Origin of the sequence: Sulfitobacter sp. SK025 (assembly GCF_003352105.1) — a bacterium.
GTDB classification, from domain to species: domain Bacteria; phylum Pseudomonadota; class Alphaproteobacteria; order Rhodobacterales; family Rhodobacteraceae; genus Sulfitobacter; species Sulfitobacter pontiacus.
In genome coordinates, this window is record NZ_CP025808.1 from 1596656 (window position 1) to 1610787 (window position 14132).

15 protein-coding genes and 1 tRNA gene are annotated in these 14132 nt (G+C 56.9%); 7 read left to right on the forward strand and 9 right to left on the reverse strand.

The window, feature by feature from the left end:
- The first annotated feature begins 132 nt into the window (after positions 1-132).
- Complete coding sequence (locus C1J04_RS07715) at positions 133-855, forward strand: heme-dependent oxidative N-demethylase family protein (protein ID WP_037954325.1); 723 nt, start codon at positions 133-135, stop codon at positions 853-855.
- A 39-nt stretch (positions 856-894) separates the two neighbouring features.
- Here the strand turns inward: C1J04_RS07715 and C1J04_RS07720 are convergent, their stop codons facing one another.
- The 4 genes from C1J04_RS07720 to C1J04_RS07735 all read right to left on the reverse strand — a co-directional run bounded on the left by C1J04_RS07720 (position 895) and on the right by C1J04_RS07735 (position 4347).
- A complete protein-coding gene (locus tag C1J04_RS07720; protein ID WP_235183773.1) occupies positions 895-1332 on the reverse strand; it encodes a glyoxalase superfamily protein in 438 nt (145 codons plus the stop codon).
- A gap of 278 nt (positions 1333-1610) precedes the next feature.
- On the reverse strand, positions 1611-2414 hold the full coding sequence (locus tag C1J04_RS07725; RefSeq protein WP_009826665.1) for a lytic murein transglycosylase: 804 nt from the start codon (positions 2412-2414) through the stop codon (positions 1611-1613).
- 151 nt (positions 2415-2565) lie between these two features.
- Positions 2566-3972: a type I glutamate--ammonia ligase gene (gene glnA, locus C1J04_RS07730; RefSeq protein ID WP_114865326.1), complete on the reverse strand. Its 1407-nt coding sequence runs from the start codon at positions 3970-3972 to the stop codon at positions 2566-2568.
- 36 nt (positions 3973-4008) lie between these two features.
- Positions 4009-4347: a P-II family nitrogen regulator gene (locus C1J04_RS07735; protein ID WP_005852659.1), complete on the reverse strand. Its 339-nt coding sequence runs from the start codon at positions 4345-4347 to the stop codon at positions 4009-4011.
- Between the two features lie 246 nt (positions 4348-4593).
- On the opposite strand from C1J04_RS07735, the gene C1J04_RS07740 reads away from it, so the two are divergent.
- Together C1J04_RS07740 and C1J04_RS07745 are read left to right on the forward strand one after the other, a co-directional pair.
- Positions 4594-5436: an NAD(P)H-hydrate dehydratase gene (locus tag C1J04_RS07740; RefSeq protein ID WP_037954328.1), complete on the forward strand. Its 843-nt coding sequence runs from the start codon at positions 4594-4596 to the stop codon at positions 5434-5436.
- Between the two features lie 103 nt (positions 5437-5539).
- Positions 5540-5623: transfer RNA gene (locus C1J04_RS07745), tRNA-Leu, on the forward strand.
- 122 nt (positions 5624-5745) lie between these two features.
- Here C1J04_RS07745 and C1J04_RS07750 read toward each other — a convergent pair.
- A complete protein-coding gene (locus C1J04_RS07750; protein ID WP_009826669.1) occupies positions 5746-6171 on the reverse strand; it encodes a hypothetical protein in 426 nt (141 codons plus the stop codon).
- Positions 6172-6670: 499 nt separating this feature from the next.
- On the opposite strand from C1J04_RS07750, the gene C1J04_RS07755 reads away from it, so the two are divergent.
- Positions 6671-6850: a helix-turn-helix transcriptional regulator gene (locus tag C1J04_RS07755; protein WP_009826670.1), complete on the forward strand. Its 180-nt coding sequence runs from the start codon at positions 6671-6673 to the stop codon at positions 6848-6850.
- Between the two features lie 151 nt (positions 6851-7001).
- On the opposite strand, the gene mprF is transcribed toward C1J04_RS07755, so the two are convergent.
- The 3 genes from mprF to corA form a co-directional block, all read right to left on the reverse strand.
- Entirely contained in the window at positions 7002-9602 is a 2601-nt protein-coding gene (gene mprF / locus C1J04_RS07760; RefSeq protein WP_009826671.1) for a bifunctional lysylphosphatidylglycerol flippase/synthetase MprF, read from the reverse strand.
- A 152-nt stretch (positions 9603-9754) separates the two neighbouring features.
- Positions 9755-10354: a DedA family protein gene (locus tag C1J04_RS07765; RefSeq protein ID WP_009826672.1), complete on the reverse strand. Its 600-nt coding sequence runs from the start codon at positions 10352-10354 to the stop codon at positions 9755-9757.
- A 171-nt stretch (positions 10355-10525) separates the two neighbouring features.
- Positions 10526-11491, reverse strand: coding sequence for a magnesium/cobalt transporter CorA (gene corA, locus C1J04_RS07770; protein ID WP_009826673.1), 966 nt, complete (start codon positions 11489-11491; stop codon positions 10526-10528).
- A 229-nt stretch (positions 11492-11720) separates the two neighbouring features.
- On the opposite strand from corA, the gene C1J04_RS07775 reads away from it, so the two are divergent.
- Positions 11721-12614, forward strand: coding sequence for a mechanosensitive ion channel family protein (locus C1J04_RS07775; RefSeq protein WP_009826674.1), 894 nt, complete (start codon positions 11721-11723; stop codon positions 12612-12614).
- On the opposite strand, the gene C1J04_RS07780 is transcribed toward C1J04_RS07775, so the two are convergent.
- Complete coding sequence (locus C1J04_RS07780) at positions 12570-12899, reverse strand: YidH family protein (RefSeq protein ID WP_083779642.1); 330 nt, start codon at positions 12897-12899, stop codon at positions 12570-12572. The two genes, C1J04_RS07775 and C1J04_RS07780, sit on opposite strands and share 45 nt — an antisense overlap.
- Before the next feature lie 323 nt (positions 12900-13222).
- Between C1J04_RS07780 and C1J04_RS07785 the strand changes: the two genes are divergently transcribed.
- Together C1J04_RS07785 and C1J04_RS07790 are read left to right on the forward strand one after the other, a co-directional pair.
- Complete coding sequence (locus tag C1J04_RS07785) at positions 13223-13441, forward strand: hypothetical protein (protein WP_037954330.1); 219 nt, start codon at positions 13223-13225, stop codon at positions 13439-13441.
- A 278-nt stretch (positions 13442-13719) separates the two neighbouring features.
- The gene (locus tag C1J04_RS07790; RefSeq protein ID WP_114865406.1) at positions 13720-14121 is read left to right on the forward strand and encodes a hypothetical protein; all 402 of its coding nucleotides are present in this window, start codon (positions 13720-13722) and stop codon (positions 14119-14121) included.
- Positions 14122-14132 lie beyond the last annotated feature (11 nt).

The window sequence follows — 14132 nt, forward strand, 5'->3', positions numbered from 1 at the left end:
CCCTAAATCCTCGCCGAAGGCATGGCCCGTAGCAGGCTGCGCCCCGATAGCGGGCCTATGCGCCACACCGCCGGTTTCGCACCGGCTGCCCCCCGGGCTGGCGCTCATCCGCTGACCAAAAAAGGAGACCTCATGCCCGTGATATTGCAAACCAGACTACCGGACGCGCAAACCGGCACGCCCGGATTGCCGGGCACGGGGCCTTGCGGGGCGGAGGACTGGTTGCTGATGGACGAAGCCTACGCGCCGCAGATGGTCTACCGCGAAGCGCTGCTGGCGGAACGACCCGAGGCTGTTTTCTACCAAAGCGAGGCCGCCAGACCCGCCGCGGCAGAGCTGTTGTCCCAGGCGCTGACCCTTCTGCCGCGCTTCGGTTTCACCCTCGGGGCGGATGCGGTGGTCTGTCCTGACGGGCGCAAGGTCACGCTGGACCGGTCGCAACCGCTGTGGACGTTGGCGCATCTGGTGCAAGAAGACCTTTGCATCCTGCAAAAACGCGGCGATGAACATGTGCTGACCGCTGCGGCACTGTGCTTTCCGGCGAACTGGCGGCTGGCGGATAAGATAGAGCGACCCCTGACGGGTATTCACACCCCGGTCGAGGAATATGACGCCGACATCGCGCGGCGCGTGCAACGTCTGTTTGATGGCGTGCGGGCAGGGCGGCCCCTGTGGCGGTTCAACAAGCTGCGCTATGCGGATGCGGATCTGCACCAGCCGCGGCGGCGCGAGACAGGCAGCGACATGCCCTTTATCCGGTCAGAGCGGCAGTGCATCCTGCGTCTGCCCGAAAGCGATGCGGTCGTCTTTACGATCCACACCTATGTGGTGCGCGACGGAGATGCGCCTGCCTGAGCGAACCCAGACAGGCGCGATGGTTCGGGAGTGATGGCGCTAGGTCAGGACCAGATGCGGCTGACCGTCAGAGGTCTTGCGCGGGGAAACCCCCTGCGCATCGACCACCGCATTGATCTGCCGCCGCATGTTGCTGAACAGGGGCGAGGTGACAACGTCAATGGCCGTGTCAAAGCGCAGGGTCAGCGACCACATGCCACTGCCCGATAGCCGCGCCGCCTTGACCACGCCGGTAAAGGGATGGCCAAGATAGCGGCCTTGCACGCGGTCCCCGGGCGTCCAGCCCTGCGCAGGGGCCGCGGCCTGCGCGCTCAGCGTGTTCCAGTCGCGCGCGCCCCATTGGTGGGCCACCATTTCCAGCGTCGCCGCATGGGACAGTGCTGTGCCTTGGGCTGCAAGGTCCGCACGCAGCCGTTTGGCTTGGGATTTCAGCACATCAGCCGAAGGTACGGCGGTGGGATGGTTTTGGGTTGTCATCATAACACTCCTGCTCTCGCAAAAGTCGAAGGGGGTCCGCGTTGCCCGTCAATCCGCGAGATTGAAGGTGTGTTCTTGATCAAGGACTTCACCGATATGCGGACGGCAGGGGCCTTTCCCTATGGGCGCTATATGGCGCTTGGGTGCTGCAATTGCAATGGGGCGGTGCGGGTGGCACGGGGCGGATGCCTTCGGCGAGGATTTTCAGCCATTTGGAAGCAAAACGCGCGCGCCGCAGGACCGGCGCGCGCGTGGCGGTTGTTTTTACTTTCGAGGGGTTAGCCGTCGATGCGGGCGGCCATAATGGCGATGGCTTTCTGGTACACGCCGGCAGCGTTCCACTGTTTGATCACATTGAAGTTGGTTTGCCCTTCCTGATAGCCGGCACCGGGTTGCCAGCCTTTCTGACGCAGGAAGTTCGCGGTCGAAGCCAGCGCATCGGTCTGGTTGTAGAAATCAACGCGGCCGTCGCCGTTACCGTCCACCCCATAGCGCAGGGCGTTGCCGGGCAGGAATTGGGTGTGGCCAAGTTCGCCATGTTTTGCGCCTTTGGTGCCGCCGTTGATCGCGCCGGTATCAACCAGCTTCAGCGCGCCGATGGCGTGGGGGGCAAAGAAATCGGAGCGGCGGCAGTCATAGGTCAGCGTTGTGATCGCAGACACCACCGAGGTATCGCCCATGAAGCCACCAAAGGCGGTTTCCATCCCGTGGATCGCGATGATCACCCCCGCTGGCACGCCGTAGCGCGCTTCGAGTGACTGGTAGAAGCTTGCATTGCGGCCTTTGCGCTTGCGACCTTGGGCGACGATCGTATCGGCACCGCGCACCTGCATGAATTTATCGAGCGAATAGTTGAAGGATTTCTGGTTGCGGTCGGCGGCGATGGTGCTGCTGGCATAGCGCGCGTTGGCCAGTGCATCGAGCCCCCGTTGACCGACACCCGCGGCGGCGGCCTCTTTCGCGAAGGCGGGTTTCCAGGCGTCGAAGCCTCCCGCGTTGTTGCCACATTGGGCCGCTGCAACTGGGGCGGCGAAGCCCAAAGAAAGCATAAGTGCCGTGGCAAGACGTTTGGTGGGGCGCATGAAATAACCTCTGACTATATGAAACTTCGGCTGACTCTAGCTCAGCTGTTTCGAACTTCAAATAGCAAGACGCATTCCAAGCGAAAGGGCGCCCCGATAGGGACGCCCTTTGCTGTTGGTCTGGCCACCCGTGCGGGGGGAAGGCCGCCGTTTAGCAGCTGTAGTACATGCCGAATTCAACAGGGTGGGGGGTGTGCTCGTATTTGTGCACTTCTTCCATCTTGAGTTCGATATAGCCTTCGATCTGGTCTTTGGTGAAGACGTCACCGGCCAGCAGGTAATCCATATCCGACTGCAGCTCTTCCAGCGCTTCGCGCAGGGAACCGGAAACGGTCGGGATATCGGCCAGTTCTTCGGCGGGCAGATCATAGAGGTTTTTATCCATGGCTTCGCCCGGATCGATCTTGTTCTTGATCCCGTCAAGGCCGGCCATCAGCAGCGCGGCAAAGCACAGGTAGGGGTTTGCCGCCGGATCGGGGAAGCGGGCCTCTACGCGTTTTGCCTTGGGGGATTCGGTCCATGGGATACGGACACAGCCCGAGCGGTTGCGTGCGGAATAGGCGCGCAGAACGGGGGCTTCGAAACCGGGGATCAGACGCTTGTAGCTGTTGGTCGCCGGGTTGGTGAAGGCGTTCAGCGATTTCGCGTGGGACAGGATGCCGCCGATGAAATACAGCGCTTCCTGGCTCAGGTCGGCATATTTGTCGCCTGCGAACAGGGGCTTGCCGTCTTTCCAGATCGACATGTTCACGTGCATGCCGGAGCCGTTGTCGCCATAGATTGGCTTGGGCATGAAGGTTGCGGATTTACCATAGGCGTGCGCCACGTTGTGGATCACGTATTTGTATTTCTGCAGCTCGTCCGCCTGTTCGGTCAGCGTGCCGAAGATCAGGCCCAGTTCGTGCTGGCAGGACGCCACTTCGTGGTGGTGTTTGTCGACCTTCATGCCAAGACGTTTCATGGTCGACAGCATTTCGGCGCGCAGGTCCTGTGCTTCGTCCGTGGGGTTCACGGGGAAGTAGCCGCCCTTGAGGCCCGGGCGGTGGCCCATGTTGCCCATTTCATAGTCGGTGTCGGTGTTCCAGGACGCGTCAGACGCATCAACTTCGTAGGATACCTTGTTGATCGAGTTCGAGAATTTGACGTTGTCGAACAGAAAGAATTCGGCTTCCGGACCCATATAGGCCACATCGCCGATGCCCGAGGATTTCAGATAGGCTTCGGCTTTTTGCGCGGTGCCGCGGGGGTCACGCTCATAGGCTTCGCCTGTGTCGGGCTCTACAACAGAGCAGTGCACGCAGATGGTTTTTTCGGCATAGAACGGATCAACATAAGCGGTGTCCGTGTCGAGCATCAGCTTCATGTCGGAGGCTTCGATGCTTTTCCAACCCGCGATGGAGGAGCCGTCAAACATGAACCCTTCTTCGACAAAATCTTCGTCAACAAGATCGGAGACGATTGTCACGTGCTGCAGTTTACCGCGTGTATCGGTGAAACGTACATCAACGTATTCGATGTCCTCGTCCTTGATCTTCTTCAGGAAGTCCTTGGTGCTCATTGGATGATATCCTTTTCTTGAATCTCGGAAATTCGATTAAAGCGCGTCTGACCCGGTCTCGCCGGTACGGATGCGGATTGTTTGTTCGATGGGGCTGACGAAGATTTTGCCGTCGCCGATCTTTTCGGTCTTCGCGGCCGATACGATGGCCTCGATGGCGGCGTCTACCTGATCGTCGTCCAACACGATCTCGATTTTTACCTTGGGCAGAAAATCCACGACATATTCAGCGCCACGGTACAATTCTGTATGGCCCTTTTGACGCCCGAAGCCTTTGACTTCGATAACGCTAAGGCCCTGAACGCCAACCTCTTGGAGCGCCTCCTTGACTTCATCAAGCTTGAACGGCTTGATTACAGCTTCGATCTTTTTCATCTGAGGCCTCCCTGCCAGACGGGTGATTTTCGGTCTACATCGGTGTCATCTCACCGTGCGGGCCGACGGTCTACCAGACGCGCGATGGAGTCCACCGGAAGAGGCGAAAATTTGTGCGCATCGGCTGTTTTATGTGCGTCGCGATTAAAATCTGTGCAGTTTGAAAATCGATGTGCTGGCAGGCTTGGCTATCGCTTGGGCAGGTGGTTTATCTTTGGGCAAAAGACGGACCAGAAAGGGGCTGCCATGCAACCGACTGCCATCACCGCAGACACGCTGGACTTTGATCAACTGGCCAAGGGGCAGGGGCATAAGTTCGATCACGGGCACGCGATTGTCGTGACCGGTGGGGCCGGGCGCACGGGTGCGGCGCGGCTGTCCGGGCGTGCGGCGTTGCGGATGGGGGCGGGGCTGGTCACGCTGGCCGTACCGCCCGCCGCGCAGATGGAGGTGGCGATGCAGATCACCGCCCTGATGCTGTCGCGCGTCACAGGCCCCGAGGATCTGGCAGAACTGGCCGGTGACAAACGTGTGCGGGCGCTGTGCATCGGGCCGGGCTTGGGGCTGAAACCGGCCCATGTGGCGCTGGTGCGGGCAGTGCTTGAATGCGGCAAGCCCTGCGTGCTGGACGCCGACGCGCTGACCCTGATCGCGCAGGAGCCCACCCTGTGGGAGCGCCTTGGCCCGCACTGTGTGCTGACCCCGCATGGCGGAGAGTTCGTACGTCTTTTCAAGGACATATCCGAGAGTGACGCCGATAAGGCGCAGGCCTGTCTGATGGCGGCGCAAAAGGCGGGGGCGGTTGTTCTGTATAAGGGGGCGACCACCCTGATCGCGCATCCCGACGGCCGCGTCACGGCGCATCACGGCACGGGCGATCGCGCGGCCCCGTGGCTTGCCACCGCAGGCGCGGGGGATGTGCTGTCGGGCATGATCACCGGTCTGCTGGCCCGCGGCATCGCGCCTTTCGAGGCGGCGCAATACGCGACATGGCTGCATGTAGAGGCCGCGCGTCAGTTCGGACCGGGGCTGATCGCCGAAGATCTGGTCGAAGAAATCCCTCGCGTCTTCAAGGCGCTGGATCTCTAGCGGCCGTCGGGTGCAGGCACGCGTGGCAGGTGACAAAAACTATACGTCATGCGCGTTTTTCCCCCTCGCCACTGGGAAATTTCTTTGATAGTGAACGCGCAATGCGGGTGTGGCGGAATTGGTAGACGCACCAGATTTAGGTTCTGGCGCCTATGGCGTGGGGGTTCGAGTCCCTTCACCCGCACCATTTCAACTTATTGATAATCATACATAATTCGCGCGCCTCAGCGCCTGCGTTTTGATGTATGTCCTGGCTGTGAACCATGCGCCGCGCCCGAAGGGTGTTCGGGCGCGGCGGGGCTGCGTGGGTTACGCGGCGGCTTTCAGCGCCTTGTCGGCCTTGTCGGCGACGGGCTCAGCGGCGGATTTGGCCGTTGATGCGGCCTCTGTTGGCGCGTTCGATTTCAGCAGGGCCGACAGGTAGGATTTGCTGGCCTGCTGGGGCGAGCTGCTGACCGGCGCGATCGAGTCGATCAGGCTGCGGGCCTGTGCGGCTTCGATCCGGGCTTCGGCTGCGGCGCGGGCTTGCGCCTCGCTCATGCCGCTGTCTTCGGCGTCCGAGGTGGCAACCGGGGTTGGGGCGACGGGGGCCGGAGCCTCCGCCGCGGGGGCTTGCGCTTTCTGCGCAGGGGCGGCGACCTGAGACGACTGCGCGGGGGCAGTTTCAGCGGTGGGCTGCGTCTCTTGCGCGGCCGCCTGGTCGTCTTTGGCTTTGGCGGTGCAATTAACCAGCATATGCTGGTCCGAAACTTCCTTCTCGCCGTATCAAGAGGGACAATATTAAGGGACGGTGGGGACCCGACAGGGCTGCGCTGGAAGCCGTCGAGTCCCGATAGATACGCAGTTAGGAAATCCTATTTACGGCAGTTCCTTGAAGCCCTTCAGGACTTTAGCGACGAAGGAACCATCATAACAACTCGGTTCTGTCAGGTGGCAGTCAGCTCAAGAGCGCGTGAGTATCAAAGGGCGAGATCGCTTCTCTACCATCTCGGCACACCAAGAACGTACTCTGGCAAGCCCAATGACAGCAGTAGATCCCTTGGCGTTCTGCATAAAAAGCGTGGTTTTGATCAAGATGTTCTCCTGAAACTACTGCAAGTCGGATGCCGACGGAGTAGATCGATGCCTGCCTTCTACAACAAGAACGGTGAACCGACGCTCGCCAGCGAGTTCAACTTGAACCTGCTCATGGCTATTATTCCAATGGTTGGTGGGGGGGCAGGTCACAATCGATATGACGCAGGCAGAATTCGCCCGCCATTTCGGCTTAACTCGGAAGCAAGTTATTGATCTGGAAAACGGGAAAGGCAATCCAACGCTCGAAACCCTGAAGAAAGTTAGTCGCCCCTTTGGCTTTCAAGTGGGTTTTGTTCGGATGGATACCTTTCCGGAAAGGTTGAGAGAAAGCGATTGATCTAGATCCGGTTGGTCGCGGCCCATTTATCTTATCATTTTTTTTTTTCCCTAAATGAAGCCCACCCAATCCTTTGGCGCGCCAAATGACTGTACAATCCGATTGGCACTGGTAAAGCCATTCTGTTTTGACGGTGCGAAACATGGTTGCTTCAACTCACAACGACAACCTTGCGCATGCCACCTGCGATCAGCGCAGCCGCGTCGGTGGCGATAAGCAGTATGTTTGCCCGAGCAGGAGCGACAAGGAACCGGGGCTCCCATTCGGGATCAAATTTGTCTTTGAAGTTTCTCAATCCATCAAAGTTGTAGAAGTGCCCACCGTGTCGATAGACAAGCGCCCCCAATTTCGTTGTCCAACGACCACCCCGTCGGCCTTCAAGGCCCGACAGAGGTGCCATTCCTAGGCTGAACTTGGAAAACCCGTCCTCTTTCAATGACAGCATCAAAGTGGTGAAAAGGTAATCCATTAAGCCCGAGGGGGCATCACTGACATGCCGCATCAGATCTATAGTGGCGGTCTCTTTTATCTCGGTCCTCAGGACATTGGCAAAGGCCACGATGCGCCCGTCATGGCGTACAACGGCGATAGGGAACTGACGCAGATAATCTTTATCAAAGCGACCGACGGAAAACTGCTTTTCAGAGCTATTTTTGTCCTCCAGCCACTGATCCGAAATCTGTTGCAGCACATCCATGGTTGCATCGTCTACGGGTGCATTCATCATCTCGAAACTAAGCCCATCGCGGCCCGCGCGATTGTACGCGGTGCGAAGTTTCTTGCGGTGGCTGCCTTCGAGCGAGAAGTCGGACAAGGACACCACGGCTTCTTCACCCATTTTGTGCATGGCGAGTCCCATCTCGGCCCAGAGGGCCAGATTATCCGCCGCAACCTCGTAGAATACCGGACGCGCATTTGCAGCGTTGGCTGCGTCTACAAACTCCCATGCCAATTGAGCCGCTTCGTTCGGGTCACCCACGGGATCGCCAAGCGCGATCCACGACCGGGCCTGGACCCTGTACATCAGGAAAGATCGGCCGCTATCGGAAAACAGCAATGACTTGTCCCCTGTCAGGGCAAAGTTCGCGTCCGGGTTGGCTTGTGTTGCAATGATTGTACGCGCCAGCGCCGTATCCTCAGCGGAGGCCAGTTCTGCGGCTACCTTTGGTGGCCGCAAAGCGGACAAAAGCGCGAAGAGGCCAATAAGAAGCGCGCCGACTAGCCCTGCGCGCGTTGCCCGTGGCGCGGATTGATCTGCAGCGAACTGCCACCAGAGTTCATGACTATAAGCTGTTGCCTTATAGGCGAAAAAATAAACGCCGAGCCCCGCAACGATTATTGACCCCAACAGTAAAGCCCAACGAAGCGACAAGGGGCTTCTTGTCAATCGCGCGCTCCGGTAGAATTCGCGCTTACAAGGCAGCAGGATAAAGATCATCACAAATAGGATGAGCGCCCGTTCATAATCAAGGCCGTGAAATAGCGATGCAACTATCCCGATCGCCAATGACCCGATGGCCAGCCACCAAGCGCCTTCGATACGCCGCATCATGCCATGCGCAATGATAAGAAGGGCCGCGCCGATGGCGCTGGACAGTAACGCGCCGCCTTCGACAAACCCCAATGGAAGGAGCAGTTCCATGTCTTCAGCAACCTCGCTTGACGCGGGAATGACCGCTGAAAAAAGCATGAAAACGCCAGATGCGAAGATCATGGCCGACATGGCCAGCGGCACAATTGAACTAACCGCACCGAAGACTGGCGCGAGAGCTTTCATGTGTGGTGACTGGACCTTCGTGCTTGCCATGCGCAGTTCGGTCAGCGCCAGAAGAACAAGGGCGAGCCCGAAGGGCACAAGATAGTAGATCAAACGATACAACAGTAGTCCGGCGGCCGCCTGATCGACGGGAACAGAGGCGGGGAGGGCCGTGATAATGATGGTTTCGAACACACCGACACCGCCAGGCACATGGCTGGCAACGCCTGCAAAAATGGCCGCCGCAAAGACAGCGAGAAATGTGGCAAACCCCATATCGTTGGGCGGCAACAGAAGATAGAGAACAGTCGCAGCCATGAGGATATCAAGGGCGGTGAACAGCAATTGACCCGTCATTAACCCCAATGAAGGTGTCTGAAAGCTGTGCCCGCGCACTGTCATCTCTGACTTTCGGATAGCGAGTGCCGCCAACAAACCGAGTGAGACGATCAAAGCCACGATACCGACCCATCTGAGGACTTGCGGACTGATTGATGTAAGGGACTGCAGAGCAAATGGGTGGTAGGCGAGCGCCCCGAATCCGACAATCGTCGCACCAAGACCGAAGGACAAAGATCCAAAAACCGCGATGGCTGCAATATCGTATGCTGTAAGCCCTAGTGATGAATAGATACGATAGCGCACGGCACCGCCGGTCACCGGGCCAGCCCCCAACGTATTTCCAAGAGCATATCCAAGAAACCCTCCGGTCGCCACAACTGGAAAGGGTAGCTTCTTGCCAATGTACCTTAAGGCGGACCAATCATACCCAATCAGCGCGGCGTAGCCCGTGAACATTGCCAGAAGCGCCAGCGCGATGATGTGCCAGGGTGTTCCACGGACCTGATCCATAACCTCCCGGAAGCTTACTGGCTTCAACAGGTGGTAAAGGGCAAAAGCCCCGAGCGCGAACAATCCCGCGGTCAGAATATACGGCGCGATCGGCTTGATCCGCGTCCAAATTCCGGTTGATCGTACGAACTGCGAAATCGACACTGCGGCCCCTTTATATCTGGCACATTCTCAAAACTTCCACCGCCTGCATACAGCGCTGAAATGACGAGCGATCTGGCATTTTTAGACTTCCCTGACGACCGCACGGCAGAGGGTAGCCTCTTGATTTTGGCGCATCAACTGGCGTCGTGCTCTCATCGGCGCATGAACTGCTTTATCAGCCGAAAAATGTAGACGCCGATCAAGCCCACTATCACGAGTGTCGAAACCGGATCAACCCAAGCCGCCACGGCATCATACTGTGCTTGCAACAAAAAACCCGCCGCAGCCAGCAAGCCGGTCCAGATCAAACTGCCGAGTGTCGTGAAAATCAGGAAAGGTCTCAGCGGCATACGTGCCATTCCGGCAGGAACCGAAATCAGCGTACGCACGCCCGGTATCATCCGGCCGAAAAAGACCGCGCGCCAGCCATAGTCGCGAAACCACGTCCCTGCGCTGTCCACGTCTTTTGGAGAAAGCGTAAGCCAGGCACCGTGCCGTGCGGCGAACCGCTGTAACCGCTCCTCGCCGATCCAGATGCCGATGTAATACCAAAACAACGCACCTAAAACAGAGCCGATGGTGCCGGCGAATATCGCCGCAGGTAGCCAGAGTTGACCCTCTGCCGATAGATATCCAGCAAGGGGCATCACCAGCTCTGACGGGATCGGGGGGAACACGTTTTCGGCAAGCATAAGAGCAGCGACGCCAACATGTCCGAGACCACTCATCCAAGTTGTAATGATATCGAACATGCTTACTCTTCCCAAGTCTCTGGCTACCGCATCCTAGATCCTAGGCGGCACCCTAAGTGTCTGGGGCACAGCTACGTCAAATGGATCTACTCCGACCTGACGGAGAGATTACGGATTGGTAATGGAAAGCATCCGCGTCAGCTGCGCACCCGGACTGATTGTGCCATACGGCTAGTCAGCGTCTGGAGGGGCAGCATTTGGATCAGCGCCAGACCGACCAAAGATCCAGCCAAGCCGCCAAAATGTGAACAACATGACAGCGGCGGAAATGACCATTAGCCCGATGGCGTAAAGATAGCCGAAACGCCAACCCAGTTCGGGTAGATTGTAAGGTGATGCCCGATCAAAGTTCATACCGTACAGACCTGCAATGAAGGTCATCGGGATGAATATTGTCGCGATCATCGTCAAGACCTTCATAACTTCGTTCATTCGATTGGAAAGCGACGACAGTTGCAAGTCGACGAGGCCTTGCGCGGTTTCGCGATAGACTTCTACCATATCGAGAAGTTGAAAGGCATGGTCAGAACAATCCCGCAAGTAGGGCAGCAAATCTGTGTTTATCTGGGGCGTGTCATCGCGCTGAAGTATGGTTAACGCGTCACGCATCGGCCAAATCGCATGTCGCAAAACCAAAAGATCGCGTTTTAACATATGGATGTTGCGCATCGCACCATCGCTGGGATTGTGCAAAATGCGTTCTTCCAAAGCCTCGATCAAATCGCCCTGTTCTTCCAGAACAGGAAAGAAACTTTCGACCACTGCATCGCAGAGAGAATAAAAAAGATACTCGCTGGAATTACGTATGCGCCCCTTGCCGCCAGCCAAGCGTTTACGAACGCCATCAAGACAGTCGCGGCGCTGTTCGCGTAGCGTCAGAACAAAATCTTGCCCCAGAACAAGTGTAATCTGATCTGTGAACGGCTGGTTTCTGACCGGCATGCGCAAAACGGTTTGAACGAGATCGCCATCAATATCTGTGTGGGGACGCTGGTCCAGGTGAAATAGATCCGCGATCGAAAGATCACTGAGACCCAAGTCCTGAGCTAATTTCGAGATTTCCGCGTCATTCTCAAGCCCGACAATGTCAATCCAACGGAACTGCCCCACTTGCGCGGGCAGCAGCCGGTCTTGCACTTCGTATGTCGTTGCGCCGTAGATATGCGTGGTGATCTCTGTTGGAAGGGCGTTCTGTGGCGCTGTAATCTCAACCGGAGATCCACCAACCGGACGACTTCGCCGCCTAAAAAGACCAAGTCGCTTCGCGCTCCGAAATCGTGATTTATAGTCGATATGAATCTCCCTAGTATTTCACCAGTGTTTTCAAAAGCATCTCCTTGGTCAATAGTGAAGGCGGAGGTGCGGAATGAATTGGCAATCGCTACAGTCTTGGCTCGTGAAACTTCATCCAGATACATGGTCCGGGGCGTTCGCCCTGGCTATTCTGTTCTGGGTTGGCGGATTGCTTCTATCGTGGACGCTACATCGCGCAATCTGGTTGGTGATAGAACGCGATCGTGATCAACGCATTGACCGTATGGCTGCCCGCTTTCTCTCCAAGGTGGCAAGTGTCTTTGTCTGGCTCATAATCATGATGCTCTATGCCCATATGATTCCGGCGCTGGACCGCCTGAGTACCGCACTGTTAGCCAGTGTATCTGTTGCCTCGATCGTGATCGGACTTGCCGCTCAATCGACGCTCGCAAATTTCGTTTCGGGCCTCAGCCTCATCTTTTACCGTCCATTTCGCCTTGGGGATCGCATTCAGATCAACGCGCCGACGGGGCTAGAAACGGGAGTCGTCGAGGATGTCTCACTTGGGTACACAATCCTGCAAACTTTCGATAACCGGCGGGTGATCATTTCGAACTCGGTAATTTCCAACACTGTGATGGTCAACTTGACCGCAGTACACCCGCGGGTAATGGCAATCGTGCCGTTCTCTATCGGCTATGACACGGATATCGACAAAGCCCGAACGCTCGCATTGGAACTTGCAGAGGCTCACCCGCAGGTAGAAGAGGTGGCAGGATGCCCGGTGGTATTGCTCGGCCCGTCCAGTGTCGACTTAACTCTGAGAGTTTGGTGCCCTGACCCCGTGATCGGGGCCGGCGTCAAATACGACCTCACTGAAGCGATCAAAAAACGGTTCGATACGGAAGATATTGAAATCCCCTTTGCATACCAAAATGTCGTCGTGAAATCGTTGCCAACGTCAGCCCCCGCGCGCAAGCCCGAGCAGAAAGACAAAGACTGTTAACAGCAGTACTGCCAACATCGAGGAAAACAGAACTTCGATTGCGCCGAACATGGATCGCCCCGCATCTGAACGCTCAATCTGTCGCCGGATAACCAAAAATCGCAACGATGCGAGGGCCACAAGCACCGCACTGGAGATCACCAATGCCAGCCCTGTCCATGTACTATTCGCGTTGCTCGGCAATCGTTCAATAACAATTCCGAAGCCTGCAATTGCGACAGCGGTTCTGATCCACGATAGATAGGTTCTCTCGTTTGACGCGTGCTCTTGAAATTTTTCGATCACATTCGTTTCCTCAATAACTCAGGTCGACACAGCCTACAGCGCATTTTACCTCTGCGCTCCCGGGGCAGCCACTTCCAACGGTCCAGGCAACATGCCGACTTCCTATCATCGCTGCCTAGTCTGTCGCTGACAAAAATCTGTGTAATGCACCGCTTTCATGACTTGGGGCGCTCTGTTCGGTGCGACTGTATCTGCGTGCTGGAATATCTTGGTTGCCCGAAAACTCGGAGCCGTAGTTTATTACATCGTTGTATTGTTGCCGTCAGGCCGCGACACGGGATGCCACCCATATCCTTAGGACAAGAAACAAGGAGATCTGACCTATGGAACGTATTAAATCTATTCTGGCAAGTATGCTCTTGGCCGTGATCGTATTCGCCGGGTTCGGCTTTGGGATTATGGCCATTGGTTTCGCGATCGTGCTCGGCGGGGCATTCGCGCTTGCTCTGCGCCTGGCTGCACCCCGTATTCTAGCCGAAGCCGAGAAACGCGCACAAGCTGATCCGGTCGGGCCATTTAAGGCGCAGCCTGCCTCCCTCTAAAATCAGTTCTACAAGCACACCAGCGGCGGGGAAGTTCCCCGCCGCTGGTCGTTTAAGCATCCAAAACCAGTGCCATTCCTGTGAACAGTGGCAGATAGGCTGTAGGGCTCCGGGTCTGGGTAAGCACTGGGATTCCGTTTAATGGGCAGACCCGTTTGTGCAAAACGGAATTTCCAACCTTACATAGATGTAATTCAACAGTCAGTCATTCGAGAATGACGCCTCCTAAATCAGTCTCATCGGACGGGATGGTCCCGCCCTACACCAAGGAGACGAAAATGAAACGTAACAAACTAGTACTCGCCGCCACCTCCGGTCTTGTCGGCCTCTCGGTTCTTGCGGGATCGATGGCATATGCTGCAAGCCAATCCGATGCAAAATCGGCCGAAGAACTTCAGCAGTTCCTGACGGCCAATCCCAAGGTCGCAGCCGTCGTCGCGGACGTTGAAACCAAAACTGGCGGCAAAGTCATGGAAGCCGAGTTTGATGACGAAGCTCAAGGGAACGGTGTTGTCGAATTCGAAGTCGTCATGGCGGATGGGTCCGAACAGGAAGTTCTGTACACTTTGGCTGACAACTCGATGACAGTTAACGCTGAGGATCAGAATGATGACGTCGACAACGACGCCGAAACAGACGACGATGGCGAGAACGAAACTAACGACGACAATGACAAGTAAGTCGCATACAT